13 protein-coding genes are annotated in these 12801 nt (G+C 70.2%); 5 read left to right on the top strand and 8 right to left on the bottom strand.

Annotated features, from left to right (window positions below; all coding sequences use genetic code 11):
- Nucleotides 1–273: 273 nt before the first annotated feature.
- Nucleotides 274–1665, bottom strand: coding sequence for an amidohydrolase family protein (locus ACFY0T_RS04445; RefSeq protein ID WP_388864501.1), 1392 nt, complete (start codon nucleotides 1663–1665; stop codon nucleotides 274–276).
- A gap of 229 nt (nucleotides 1666–1894) precedes the next feature.
- Entirely contained in the window at nucleotides 1895–2644 is a 750-nt protein-coding gene (locus ACFY0T_RS04440; RefSeq protein WP_388864500.1) for an Atu4866 domain-containing protein, read from the bottom strand.
- 467 nt (nucleotides 2645–3111) lie between these two features.
- Here ACFY0T_RS04440 and ACFY0T_RS04435 point away from each other — a divergent pair, with 467 nt between their 5' ends.
- Entirely contained in the window at nucleotides 3112–3390 is a 279-nt protein-coding gene (locus tag ACFY0T_RS04435; protein WP_388864499.1) for an Atu4866 domain-containing protein, read from the top strand.
- Between the two features lie 259 nt (nucleotides 3391–3649).
- Here the strand turns inward: ACFY0T_RS04435 and ACFY0T_RS04430 are convergent, their stop codons facing one another.
- From ACFY0T_RS04430 to ACFY0T_RS04415, 4 genes are all read right to left on the bottom strand, one after another.
- Nucleotides 3650–4537, bottom strand: a complete 888-nt coding sequence (locus ACFY0T_RS04430) for a helix-turn-helix transcriptional regulator (protein WP_388864498.1) — start codon at nucleotides 4535–4537, stop codon at nucleotides 3650–3652.
- A 205-nt stretch (nucleotides 4538–4742) separates the two neighbouring features.
- Entirely contained in the window at nucleotides 4743–5624 is an 882-nt protein-coding gene (locus ACFY0T_RS04425; RefSeq protein WP_388864497.1) for a helix-turn-helix transcriptional regulator, read from the bottom strand.
- A 349-nt stretch (nucleotides 5625–5973) separates the two neighbouring features.
- Nucleotides 5974–6387 (bottom strand): PIN domain nuclease, encoded by a 414-nt coding sequence (locus ACFY0T_RS04420; RefSeq protein WP_388864496.1) that lies wholly within the window; start codon nucleotides 6385–6387, stop codon nucleotides 5974–5976.
- Nucleotides 6384–6641, bottom strand: coding sequence for a type II toxin-antitoxin system VapB family antitoxin (locus ACFY0T_RS04415; RefSeq protein ID WP_388864495.1), 258 nt, complete (start codon nucleotides 6639–6641; stop codon nucleotides 6384–6386). The genes ACFY0T_RS04420 and ACFY0T_RS04415 overlap by 4 nt, the downstream gene beginning before the upstream one ends.
- An 804-nt stretch (nucleotides 6642–7445) precedes the next feature.
- On the opposite strand from ACFY0T_RS04415, the gene ACFY0T_RS04410 reads away from it, so the two are divergent.
- Nucleotides 7446–9125 carry an SWIM zinc finger domain-containing protein gene (locus ACFY0T_RS04410; RefSeq protein ID WP_388864494.1) on the top strand — a complete coding sequence of 560 codons (1680 nt, stop codon included), beginning with the start codon at nucleotides 7446–7448 and terminating at the stop codon, nucleotides 9123–9125.
- 130 nt (nucleotides 9126–9255) lie between these two features.
- On the opposite strand, the gene ACFY0T_RS04405 is transcribed toward ACFY0T_RS04410, so the two are convergent.
- On the bottom strand, nucleotides 9256–9702 hold the full coding sequence (locus tag ACFY0T_RS04405) for an SRPBCC family protein (protein WP_388864493.1): 447 nt from the start codon (nucleotides 9700–9702) through the stop codon (nucleotides 9256–9258).
- A gap of 142 nt (nucleotides 9703–9844) precedes the next feature.
- On the opposite strand from ACFY0T_RS04405, the gene ACFY0T_RS04400 reads away from it, so the two are divergent.
- Both ACFY0T_RS04400 and ACFY0T_RS04395 read left to right on the top strand, forming a co-directional pair.
- Nucleotides 9845–10186 (top strand): ArsR/SmtB family transcription factor, encoded by a 342-nt coding sequence (locus tag ACFY0T_RS04400; RefSeq protein ID WP_388864492.1) that lies wholly within the window; start codon nucleotides 9845–9847, stop codon nucleotides 10184–10186.
- 12 nt (nucleotides 10187–10198) lie between these two features.
- The gene (locus ACFY0T_RS04395; protein ID WP_388864491.1) at nucleotides 10199–10639 is read left to right on the top strand and encodes an SRPBCC domain-containing protein; all 441 of its coding nucleotides are present in this window, start codon (nucleotides 10199–10201) and stop codon (nucleotides 10637–10639) included.
- Nucleotides 10640–10774: 135 nt separating this feature from the next.
- Here ACFY0T_RS04395 and ACFY0T_RS04390 read toward each other — a convergent pair whose 3' ends face one another.
- On the bottom strand, nucleotides 10775–11524 hold the full coding sequence (locus ACFY0T_RS04390) for an SDR family NAD(P)-dependent oxidoreductase (RefSeq protein WP_388864490.1): 750 nt from the start codon (nucleotides 11522–11524) through the stop codon (nucleotides 10775–10777).
- 228 nt (nucleotides 11525–11752) lie between these two features.
- Here ACFY0T_RS04390 and ACFY0T_RS04385 point away from each other — a divergent pair, with 228 nt between their 5' ends.
- Complete coding sequence (locus ACFY0T_RS04385) at nucleotides 11753–12727, top strand: alpha/beta fold hydrolase (RefSeq protein ID WP_388864489.1); 975 nt, start codon at nucleotides 11753–11755, stop codon at nucleotides 12725–12727.
- The last annotated feature ends 74 nt before the right edge of the window (nucleotides 12728–12801 follow it).

Below are 12801 nucleotides of genomic sequence, written 5' to 3'. Positions count from 1 at the left end.
AGTTCCTTGCCGATGAGCAGTCGTCCAGGGTCAGTACCGCCACCCGCCCGCTTCCTGTGCTTGCGCGACGACCTCACAGGCCACCAGGTTTCGCCCTTCGGTAGCTGACGGAACTCGGGTCGCCGTTCTCGCGGAGCATGTGGCCGAGCGCCTGAACGGCTCCTCGGCAAGGAAGGGCAGCAGCGCGTCGTCGGCCTCTCCGCGTAAGTCCACGGCAGCCCGTGTGGCCTCGATCGCCACGTACTCGGCAGACGGCAGCGGCGCGCAGCATGTTCAGGCAGTCGGGGTGTTCAGCACGTGCTCGCGCGAGGCGTGGACCTCGCTGCGCAGGGCGGCCAGGTCGACGTCGAGGACGTGGCCGTTCCATTTGCGGGGCTCGCCGTTGACGAGGACGGCGCTGATGTTGCGGGCGTCGGAGCCCAGTACGACGGTGCCGATCGGGTCGTTGAGCGGCATGTTGTTGAGGTCCTCGGCCTGGATGACCAGCAGGTCGGCCTTCTTGCCCGGGGTGAGTGAGCCGGTGACGGCGGCCAGGCCGTTGGTGCGGGCGCCCTGGAGGGTGGCGAAGTCCAGGACGTCGTGGGTGGTGATGCGCTGGGGCTGCTGGTCGGTGCCGTAGGCGGCGTTGACGGCGCGCATCCGCTGGATGGCGTGCAGGGCCCGCATCTGCGTGAACATGTCGCTGGCCAGGGCGACTTCGACGTCGATGCTCAGTCCGGGGCGGATGCCGACGGACAGGGCCTCGTCGACGGCGGGGATCGCGGTCTCCAGGCCGATCTGGGCGTCGGAGGTGGGGGCGAGCGCCACGGTGGTGCCGGTCTCCCCCATCGCCTTCCATGCCTCGGGGGTCAGTCCGGTGGCGTGGATGAGGGTGACGTCGGGGCTGAGGATGCCGTCCTTGGCCCAGCGCAGGACGGCCTCGGAGGAGGACGTGCCGAAGACGGCGTCCACGCTTACTCCGATGCCCAAGTCCTGGGCGACGCGGGCGAGTTCGGGACCGTAGGCGAGTGCCGGTCCGGCGATCTCGTCGGTGGCGAGCGTCGCCAGGCGCAGGGTCAGCAACTGGTCGTCGCTGCTGAAGTACTGGTCCTTGATGCGGGTCAGGTCGCCGGGCCACTGCCGGTCCCAGTCGCCGAAGTGCGGGCCCATGGAGGCGTGCACGCCGCGGATGCCGGTGTCGCGGAGGGCCTCGATGGCGGCGTCGGAGTGCTCGCGGGTGCGGGAGTTGTGGGAGAAGTCGAGCATGGTCGTGATGCCGCTGTCGATCGCGGTGAGGGCGGCCAGTCTCGTACCGATGTACATGTCCTCGGGCCGGTAGACCGTGGCGTAGCCGGCCAGGGTGGACATGACGTAGCCGCCGAGGTCGTCGACGTCGGGCATGATCCGGCGCAGCTGAGCCTCCCAGGCGTGCCGGTGGGTGTCGACGAAGCCGGGGCTGAGGATGGTGCCGGTGGCTTCGACGACCACGGCGTCGCCCGCGGCGAGGTCACGGCCGACGGCGGTGATGGTGTCGCCCTCGACGAGGAGGTCACCGCGGTCGATGACACCGAGGCCGGGGTCCATGGTGACGATGGTCGCGCCAGTGAACAGGATGCGCCGTTCCTCTGCGGGGCGGCGCCGGAGCTGTTCGAGGACGGCGGCGCTGGTGGTGTCGTTGACGTTCATGAATGGTCTTCTTTCCGTACGTTGGAGAGGTGGGCCGCTTCCGGGGCGCCGGTGCTGCTCGGCTTCCAGCCTCGGTCGCCCCGGCCACGGCAACCAGGTCGCCGTTTCCCCAGGTGTCGCGCACCCAGGATCAGGACGTGTACGGGCGCGGTCCTGGCGCCGGTCGTCCGTGTGCTGCATCGGGGGGCGGGTCGCTGTGTCTGCCACACGGCGTCTGCCGACCGGCGGGTCAGCCCAGCTTCATGACGTAGCCCGCGTGGTGCAGTTCGTCGCCCTTGAACTCCCCGTAGGCCCAGAAGCCGAGGTCGTCCAGGTAGTCGATGCGGTCGCCGTCGATCCAGTACCGGCCCTCGTAGGCGTGCGGGCGCCCGCCCCGGGTCTCGTCGTAGCGGCCGTCGGCGGTGAGCTCCTGGTGCAGGAAGTCGTTCCTGTCGATCCAGACGCCGACCCGGGGGCTGCCGGTCAGGTCCGCGGCGGCCGGGATGCCCGTCTCGGGGGCGGTGGCCCGGCCGGGGGCATCGGTGCCGGCCCACAGGACGGGGCGGCCGGCCGCGACCAGTGCGCGGACCTGCTCCGGCCGGGTCATGAGGGTGGCCATCGCGCTCGGCACGTCGGCGGCGAGTTCGTCGGGCACCACCAGGAAGTCGGTGATGTTGCCCGGGGTCAGCGTCGCGACGTACTCGGAGCGGTGGCCACGGCCGCCGGCCAGTGCCACGGTGTCGACGACGGCGGGGACGATGGTCGTGCCCGTGCAGTCGACGACGATGGCGTTGTCGTCGCCCGCCGCGGTGATGATGCCCGGGCCCACGCCCACGAGCAGAGAGCCGACGAACAGGAGGTCGGCACCGGTCATGGTCCCGATCAGCGGATCCATCGTCACGATCCGGGCGTTGGTGAACAGGACGGGACGGCCACCGTCGTTCGAAACAATCTCGTCGAGGGCCTTCGGGTTCCAGCTCACGGTGTGGGTGATGGTCATGGTGCTCCTCAGGAAGTTCGGCTCATCGGTCTGCCCGATGTGCGAAGCGGGCGTCGGTGCAGGTAGGCGGCAGCCGCTCGGCAGCTACAGCAGCTGCGTGACCATCAGGTTCGTCGCGCTGCGGAATCGGAACCAGGCCGCCGTATCCCCAGGCGCGCGGCACCCATGGTCGGCCCCGCTGCTCTCAACGGGGACCCGGGGGACGGCCTCGGACGGGCTGCCAGTGCGGAGAATGACGAGTTGGAGCCGGCATCCAGCGGTGGTGATGTCTCAGCCACCAGCGGGAGGGATGTGGTCACGACCATCACACGTTCCGGGTTGGCCGCATCCGGGAGACTCGCCTGTGCCGGCACCTTGATGTCGCCGCGCCGTTCCGTTCGCGATCGTGGGTGCACTGCCCCCAGGAAGCCCGCACCTGGGGAGACGGCGGCCTGGTTGCCATCGGCCGCCGGCCCAACCATGGAGCCATGACCAGCAACGTCACGCCCCGCGACCCTCACCCGTACGTCGGGATGTGGGTGACCGCGGACGGATTCATTCGCCAGGAACTGCTGCCGAACGGCCGCTACGACGAGGCCCGCGGAAACCGTCAGAGCGCCTATACCGGCCGCTACACCGTCACCGGTAACCACATCGACTACGTCGACGACATCGGCTTTACCGCCACCGGCGACATCCGCGACGGTATTCTCTTCCACGAGCATCTGGTGCTCTACCACGAGGGCGACGAGCGCGCCCGGCAGTGAGGCGTCCTGTCGCGCGGCTGACGACAGGTCACGCGGAGTTCTTGTCGGGGCTGTTCGTTCCAGGTACTGGCCATGGCTCGATGCGATGTGCCCTGTGCCCCGCCGTCAGCCTGCCCACAAAACGGAGATTCCCGCTCAGAACGGCCAAGAAGGGTCCGTCAGCTTGCTGGCGGACCCTCTCGTGCAAGATCGAACCGCCAGAGGGGCGCCTAGCGGGGCCGATTCTCCTTGGTGGCCGTGGGCCCGTTTCGTACGCGCGTCACATAGGAAGCCAGGTGTCGCTGAGAGCCCGGCCGGATTCTTCCTGCACCACCTGTGCGGATTCCCCTCGGTCGGAGCGGGACCGGAGTTCGGCGAAGGCAGCCGCGGTGGCACTGGCCGGCTCGGCCTGGTAGACGACCAGTTGCTGGTGCGGGGCACCGTTGACGGTGAAGGCCGAGAACTGGATCTCCAGAGCGCCGACCTCGGGGTGTGCGAGGTTCTTCGCCTGCTGCGTCTTGCCCCTCACCTCGTGCCGTGCCCACAGTTCGGCGAATTCGGGGCTCTTCGCGCAGAGCGTGTCGACGACTTCGGTGATCCGCGGGGAATCGGGGTCGTATCCGTAGGCGGCGCGCAGTTCGGCCACGCACGAGTTCGCGGCCTTGTCCCAGTCCTGGTAGAAGGTACGCCCGGCCGGGTCCAGGAAGATCATGCGGGCCAGGTTGTCGAACTGCTGGAATCCGCTGTGCAGGGCCGCGGCGAGCGCGTTGTGCGCCAGGATGTCCAGGGCCGGTCCCAGGATGAAGGCGGGGGTGTCGGGCCGGCTGTCGATCAGCTGCAGAAGCTGGGGGCTGATCCTGTCGTGACCGGCGGGAACGCTGCGGCGCTCCTGGGGCGCCCGGATGAGTCTGCGCAGGTGGTCGTGTGCCTCGTCGTCGAGGTGGAGGGCGGCAGCGATCGCGTCGATCACCTGGGGCGACGGGCTGGTCTCCCGGCCCTGTTCCAGGCGCATGTAGTAGTCGGAGCTCACGCCCGCGAGCATGGCGACCTCCTCGCGGCGCAGCCCCGGCACCCGCCTGCGGCCGTGCTCCGGCAGGCCCACGTCCTGCGGCTTGAGGGCTTCGCGCCGTGCTCTGAGGAAGTCTCCCAAAGGAGTGCTGTCGCTCATGACCCCAACCTAGTGGAGGGGATTCCGGCCGTCGTGTGGGCGGGACGTCCAGGCGTCCGGTCATGCCGCACCCGCGGGGTCGGCTGTTTTACAGGATTCAGGCCGCAGGGGCCGGTCCGAGGTGCGCGGCGTGATTGTGGGCCCAGCCCTGGCACACCCAGGAACCGCGGGGCCGGGCTGGGCCTCTCACCGCCGTGAGCGTGCATCAGTCGGAGACGGCGCCCGTCGCCGTGTCCTGTGCGGGCACGGGGCCGGCACTGAGCGAGCCGAGCAGGGCGAGGGCGTCGGCGGAGGTGCTGCCCGGTTCGGCTTGGTAGACGACGAGCTGCTGGGTGGGGGCACTGTTCACGGTGAAGGACTCGTAGTGCAGTTCCAGGTCGCCGACCTGGGCGTGGTGGAAGAGCTTGGCCTCGCGGGTCTTGCCGCGCACGTCGTGGCGCGCCCACAGGACGCGGAAGTCGGCGCTTTTCACGGACAGTTCGCCTACGAGCTGGCTCAGCCGCGGGTCCTCGGGGTCGATACCGGCCGCCCGCCGCAGTGTGGCCACGGTCGATTCGGCGGCCCGGTCCCAGTCGCGGTGGAAGTGCCGCGCGGCCGGGTCCAGGAACGTCATGCGCAGCAGGTTGTCGGAGTGGGTGAAGCCGGCGTAGAGGGCGCTTGCGAGCCGGTTGCGGGCCAGGATGTCCAATGCGGGGCCCAGGACGAAGGCGGGCGTGTCGCTCCACGTGTCGAGGAGTCGCCGCAGGTGCGGGGCGACGCGTTCGACGCGCGGCGCGCGGCGCGTACGGCGGGTGGTCGGGTCGGCGACGCGATACAGGTGGGCCACCGCTTCGTCGTCCAGTTGCAGGGCTCGCGCGACGGCCTCGAGTATCTGCCGCGACGGGTGCCGTTCGCGGCCCTGTTCCAGGCGCATGTAGTAGTCGGTGCTCACCCCGGCGAGCGTGGCGACCTCCTCACGGCGCAGACCGGGCACCCTGCGACGACCGGAGGGAGGAATTCCCATGTCTTCGGGGCGCAGTCGGGCACGCCGTGCGCGGAGGAAACCTCCCAGCGCGTTCTCGGCGGCGGGGTCCTTGTCTGTGTCCATATGCCGAGGCTAGGGCTCCGCACTGCCTTGTCGTGGGGGCGAAGGGGGGCGCGCTTCACCCAGGAACAGCGCACCCTGGACAACCACGACACGCAGCTTCGGTGGGGCGGCAGGTGGCCCGGTGTGGCGGTGGGCCACCGGAGTGCTCCGCAACGTCTGGATCATCGGCTGCCGCGGCGGCTCAGCCTGAGCGTCCGGGAAACGGCCCGTACCGGACACGGTCCAGCGCGTTGGTCAGGGCGGGGGCGGACGCGACGAGGTCGCGGTGCGGCAGAGACCGGCGTGATGACGCGGGCAGCGCCGTCATCCCGGTGAGAGGCTCGGTCTCCGTCCGTGCTTCTGTGGAGTGCTACTGCCTGAGGTCGATCATGCGGACCGGCTGCCCTGTCGTGCGGGCGATGGTTTCGAAGTCGTGGTCGAAGTGGAGCAGCGTGAGACCGGCCTCTTCTGCGGCGGCGGCCACGAGGAGATCGACGGGACCCGCGCTGCGGTGCTCCCCTTTGGCGGTCAGTTGTTCCTGGACGATGCGCGAGCGGCGGTAGACGCCGTCCGGCATGGGGCACCAGGTGTAGTGGGCGTCGAGTGCCGCCTTCAAGCGGGTGTGGTCCGCGGCCGAACGAGCCGAGTACAGGACTTCCAGTTCGGTGAGGTCGCAGATCGCGACGAGGCCGGCGCCGATTCTGTCGTCCCATTCGGCCGTGTTCTGGCGGAGCAGGACGCGGGCGAGGGCGGAGGTGTCGATGAGGTAGTCGGCGACGGTCACTCGTCCGCTCCGGTGGCGCGCTCGTCGTCCGCCGCGTTCGTGGGGCGGTATTTGCGTTTGTCCAGGAGCAGGTCCATGTCCAGGGCGCCGGAGGCCGCCAGGTCGCGGGCTTCGTCGAGCGCGCGCAGCCGCCGGTAGCGGGCCGTGACTTCCCGTAGGGCGGTGTTGATGGTGTCGCGCTTGGTGGTGGTGCCGAGTTCCTTGGCTGCTTCTTCCAACGCCTCGTCGTCGAGATCGATGACAGTGCGACTCATGGTGCCCTCCTCCGAGTGTGTATATCAAGGTACTTGATCCTCTATATATTCACCAAGCTGGGCGAGCGCGGCCGCGCTGCCGCGGAAGGAACGCTCCGAGCTGGCGTAATCGCCAGACATCCCGGTGTCCCTGGCTCTCCGGAACGGTGTCGGGACGCAGTTGGGACGCAAGGATGGGAACAGACTGACAAAGGTAGAGGGGTATAGGCACAGTGCACCCCGCCTGACCAGTAAAAACGTCATCAATGGACGCTGATCGGCAAGGGCCGCCAAGATCCTCAAAGGACTCATAATCCGTCGGCCGTGGGTTCGAGTCCCACCCGCCCCACCGAGGGCAGGTATAAGAACCGTTCCGACCTGCGGAAACGTTCCCTCCTGGAGCCGATGATGCGTCAGGTTCGCAGGGGCTGTGTGGACGCTGACCTGCGCTTTGTCTGATCGTTCAGCTAAAAGGTGTCGGCTGGGTGTGGAGAGCGTGCGGGCGTGAGGGGCGTATGGGCTGGAACGAGTCCGCCGCTGTGTGACGGTATGTCAGGCGGGCTCTCTGTCGCTTGATCGCGCCGTCTGAGCTGCGGAAGAGCCTGCCTTGGAGCTTGTGAGTCCGCAGTGAGTCCTGGCCGTGCCTGCTGGTGCGTCAGGTCGTGTCTGGCTGGTTGCTACCCAGTGGCACGCCCGTGTTTCTGGCGAGGTCGAGGCACCTGTGTGGCCGCGTCGGTGCCGGGCGTGGGCGCTGCCATCGCCGGAGACGCAGGCGGAGATTGACGGGCCGTGCACGCCACTCTGCGGGAGCGGTTGAATACCGGTGTGGCACGGACTCTGGGATTCGGTGAGGACGATCTGAGGGCGTTGGCCGGGGCTCGTTCCTTCGAGCGGGGGCTGGGGTATCTGGACGCGGTGACCGGTCTGGAGGTGGGGGACGGTTCAATCACCGCCGTCGTGCACGGCACCGACGTCTACGAGGTGGAGCTCACCCTTGGTGGGAGCACCGGGATCTCCGGGTGGTGCGACTGCCCGTACGGGCAGGAGGGCAACTTCTGCAAGCACTGCGTGGCGGTGGGGCTGACCGTGCTGCGGCAGGCGGAGGCGATCCCGCGCCAGCGGGCTGCGGCCAGGGCCAGGGCCGTGGGCCTGGCGGAGTGGCTGGAGGGGCTGTCCCGCGAGGAGCTCGTCGCGCTGGTACGGGAACAGATCGCCGGGGACCGGGAGCTGCGCCGGCGGCTGGAGCTGCGGGCGGCGGCTGCGCACTCGGACCTGGGCACGGTCCGGGAGCGGGTCCTGGCGCTGGTCGATCCGCGGCCGTTCGCCCGCTACGGGTACGTCGAGTATGCCGACGCCCCCGGGTACGCGCGGCAGGTCGGGGAGGCGGCGGACGCGCTGCGCGCCCTGACCTCCGGCGGGCAGGCGGCGCGGGCGGTAGGCCTGGCCGAGGAGGCGATTCGGGCGCTCGGCGAGGCGTACGGGGAGATCGACGACTCGGACGGCGTGGTCGGGCAGGCCGTCGCCGCGGTGGCCGAGGCTCATCTGGAGGCGTGCGGTGTCGCGCATCCCGATCCGGAGCGGCTGGCCGAATGGCTGGCCGGCCACCTGCTCGGCGACGGGAATGACGCAACGGACCTCGATCCGCTCGACTACGCCGACGCCCTGGGGCCGAGCGGACTGGCCCGCCTGCGGCACCTGGCGACCGAGGCGCGGCGGCGCAGCCCGCGCGGCTGGGCGGAGCGGTACCTGATGGAGCGCCTGGTCAAGGCGGAGGGTGACGTGGACGCACTGGTCGCCCTGTACGCGGGGGACCTGGCCCCGTCCGGTGCCACGCATCTGTGCATCGCCGAGGAACTGGATGCTGCGGGCCGTGTGGACGAGGCGCTCGCGTGGGCGGAACGCGGACTCCGGGACACAGCCTCCGAGGCGCACGTCGACGGCCGCCTGGTCGACTACGTGTGCGACCGGTATGGGCGGGCGGGCCGGATGGCCGAGGCGGTCGCGGTCCACCGGGACCGGTTCCAGGTCGAGCGCTCCCTCGCGGCCTACCAGCAGCTGCGCGCCGCCGCCCGGGCCGCGGACTGCTGGGAGGCTGAGCGGGGGGCGGCACTGGCCGCCCTGCGCGAGGATGCCCGCCGGGAGCGCGGCGGCTGGTACCGCGGGCCCGTGCTGATCGACGCGCTGCTCGACGACGGCGACCTGGACGCCGCCTGGAGCGAGGCGGCCGAACGCGCCGACGACCGGCAGTGGCAGCAGCTCGCCGACCTCTCACGTGAGGCGCGCCCCGCCGACGCGCTCGCGGTGTACCTGAGGCTGGTCGAGCCCCTGAAGGAGCCGACCGGGGAGCGGGTCTACGAGCGGATGGCGCGGCTGCTGCTCGATGCCCGCGCCTGCCACCGGGCACTGGGTAGCGAGGACGAGTTCACCGCGTATCTGGCCGCCCTGCGGGCGGAGCTGAAGCGCAGGCGCAAGCTGATGACCATCCTTGACCGGCACGGGCTGTGAACGACCGGCACGGGCTGTGAACGACCGGCACGGGCTGTGAACCTGCCTCCAGGGGGCGGGGCCGGGCCCCGATTCCTCGGGACTTTCGCGCCCACAGTGACAGATGATGCCCGACGCGGTGAGGCCGCCTTCAGGGCTCCAGCAGCCTGTCCTCCAGGTCGTTCAGGTCCTTGCCGATGGAGGAGCGGACCTTGCGCGCCATGAGGGGCGCGGCCAGCCGGTAGAAGCGGTCGGCGTCGCCCCGGACGCGGATGCGGGCGAGGGTGCCCCGGGGGTGCGGGGCGAAGGTGTATGTGACGTGCATGGGCATCGGGCCCGCCACGGACACCATGTCCAGCAGCTCCGGGGGGTCGTACGCGGCGACGCGCAGCACGTAGTCGATGCGCTTGCCGAGGAACTGCGCGGTGCGGGTGACCTCGGCGCCGACGCCGAAGCCGCCTCCGTCCGCCTCCTTCGTCAGCTCCGCCGTACGGATGCCCTGCGTCCACTCGGGATCATTGCGCCAGTCCATGGCGTACGCGGCCACGCGCTCCGGGGAAAGCCGGATCACGCGCTCCGCCGTCTCGTCGATCGTCATGTTCGTTTCCCGACCTCTCCTGTCCCGACTTCTCCTGTCCCGACCTCTCCTGTCCTGTCCCGCTGGACACCTTCCCCCCGGGCGATCAGTCGCTCCACTCAGGATTCGTCCCGAATCGGCCGGAAATCAAGTGGAGGCTAAAATGACGTCCATGGATGCGGTACGGGTGGTCGCCGAGCCCAGGCGGCGCGAGATCCTCCGCCTGGTCTGGGACGCGGAGCTGTCCGCGGGCGAGATCGCGGAGCGGTTCGACGTCACCTTCGGGGCGGTGTCCCAGCACCTCAAGGTGCTCAGGGACTCCGGCCTGGTTACGCTGCGCCAGGAAGGCAAGAAACGCTTCTACCGGGCCGACCGCGAAGCCATGGGACCTCTGGCCGACTATCTGCAGTCCATGTGGGCCACGAAGCTCGACACGCTTGCCGAACTGGCCGAAGCGGCCGAAGCGGCCGAGCGCGCCGAAGAGACCGAACGGCGTGGGGACTGAAGGGGCGAGCCCTTGAACGCGACAAGTGTGGTCACCGTGGAGCGGCGCATCGCCGCCCGGCCCGAGACGGTGTTCTCCTTCTTCACCGACCGGGACAAGTGGCTGTCCTGGATGGGCCAGGACGGCGAGTTCAGCTTTGAGCCCGGCGGCACGTATCGCACGAACGTCAACGGCGAGAACGTCGCCGAGGGCCGCTTCGTCGAGGTCGACCCGCCCAAGCGGCTGGTGTTCACCTGGGGCTGGGCCGAGGGCGCGATGCCGGTGCCGCCCGGCTCGACCACGGTCGAGATCACCCTCGAACCGGTCGCCGACGGCACCCTGCTCCGCCTGGTCCACCGCGGCCTGCCCTCCCCGGAGGCGTGCGCCGCGCACGAGGAGGGCTGGACGCACTACGTGGAGCGGCTCGCGACCGTGGCGACCGGCGGCGACCCGGGGCCCGACGTCTGGATGTGAGCGGCCGCCGACTCCGTCACCGGTGCGCGGTGACCCTGCTGGAGCCGGAGGAGTTCCTCCGCGTCGTCGACGCCGTGCCGCGCTGCGGCGGCACCATTCCGGAGGTGACCGTGATGCCCCGCCCGTCGGCGGAGGCTAACGCCCCAGCGCCGCGCCGCCGTTGATGTGGAGGAGCTGGCCCGTCATGTACGCCGCCTCGGGTGAGGCCACGTAGTGGATCGCGGCGGCGATCTCCGAGGGATGGCCCGGCTGGCCCGTGAGGGACTGGGCCACCCGGGACGCGACGAACTCCGGGGTCGCGCGGTCGCCGAAGAACTCCGTGTCGCCGACGAAGCCGGGGGCGACCGCGTTCACGGTGATGCCCTCGGAGCCGACGCGCTGGGCGAGGTCGTACGTGTAGGTGTTGATCCAGCCCTTGGAGCCACCGTACGAGCCGGGGCCGCGCAGCGAGGCGATCGAGGAGAGCTGCACGATACGGCCGCCGGGGCGCCGGACGTGCGGGAGCAGGGCCTCGGTGAGCAGGACCGCGGTCAGGACGTTGGCGTCGAAGTTGCGGCGGTAGCTGTCGGCGACGGAGGCGAGCGTGCCGTCGTGCGAAGGGGCCACGTTTCCGCCCGCGTTGGCGACCAGGACGTCGACGGGGGTGTCGTCCCTGGTGATGAACTCACCTGCGGCACCGACCTGTTCGGGGTCGGCCAGGTCCGCCGCGTACCAGGAGGCGGTTCCGTCCCCGTACCGCTCGTTCAGTCCGTCGGCCGCCTTGCGCAGGACGTCCTCGCGGCGGCCGAGGAGCACCACACGGTCCCCGTCCGCGGCGAACGCTTCCGCCGTCGCCAGGCCGATTCCGGTTCCGCCGCCGGAGACCACCACACGTCGCCCGCTCATGGCCACCCCGCCGTTCTCGTCGTCGCGCTCGTTGTCCTTGGATGTGAATCGTGGTCACGTGTGCGTACGAGGTGCGACGCTACGGAGGCCGGGTGGTGGCGTCAAGTGGCTTGATATGAAGCCTGGTTGACCTGCGGATTCGTTTCGTCGTGCGGGCGGGTGGGCAGGGATCGGGCAGCGTTTGTCCCGGTCCACCGGGCCGGGGGAGACCGGGGGAGGGGGAGCGCTGTGCGTGACCATGTACGGACGGCGGACGGGCGGCTGCTGCGCGTCGAGGTCTCGGGGGATCCGCGGGGGCGAGCGGTGTTCCTGCTGCACGGGATGCCCGGCAGCCGGGTGGGACCCCGGCCGCGGTCCATGTTCCTGTACCAGCGGGGCACCCGGCTCATCAGCTACGACCGTCCGGGGTACGGGGGTTCCGACCGTATGCCGGGGCGACGCGTCGTCGATGTCGTGCAGGACGTGGCCGTTGTCGCCGACGCCCTGGGGATCGATCGGTTCGCGGTCGCCGGGCGGTCCGGAGGGGCGCCGCACGCGCTCGCGTGCGCCGCGCTGATGCCGGAGCGGGTGACTCGGGCCGCGGCGCTGGTGGGGCTCGCGCCGCGGAACGCGGAGGGGCTCGACTGGTTCGCGGGGATGGCGCCGTCGAATGTGAACGAGTTCCGGACCGCGTTCACCGATCCCGAGCGGTTTGTGGCGCGGCTGATTCCGCGGTCCGCCGCGATTCGGCGGGATCCTGTGCGGTTGCTGGAGGAGCTGCGGCAGGATCTCACCGATGACGATCGGCAGATCGTGTCGGACAACACGATTCGGTCGATGCTTCTTCGCAACTACCGGGAGGCGTTGCGGACTTCGCCGTACGGGTGGATTGACGACGCGCTGGCGCTTACGGGGCAGTGGGGGTTCGATCCGGCGGAGATTCAGGTGCCGGTGTTGTTGTGGCACGGGGTGAAGGACGTCTTCTCGCCTGCGTCGCACTCGTCCTGGCTTGCTGCCCGGATTCCGCGGGCCACGGCTGTCCTTGAACCGACCGCCGCGCACTTTGCCGCGTTGCGGGCCCTGCCGAAGGTACTGACCTGGCTGCTGGCGGACACGCGGATTCTCGCCCCCTCCGCCCCTACCCGTCCCGTACCTGGGGGGCTCCGCCCCTCAGACCCCCCGTATCGCGCTAACGCGCTCGTCCTCAAACGCCGGACGGGCTGAGGATCGCCGGCCGGGGCTGAAGGATTCAGCCCCGGCCGGCGAATTCAGCCCCTCCGGCCCCACCCCCAGCCCGC

The organism is Streptomyces sp. NPDC001530, assembly GCF_042894545.1.
In the GTDB taxonomy this organism is placed as follows: domain Bacteria; phylum Actinomycetota; class Actinomycetes; order Streptomycetales; family Streptomycetaceae; genus Streptomyces.
This window is presented reverse-complemented; position numbering and strand designations above follow the sequence as displayed.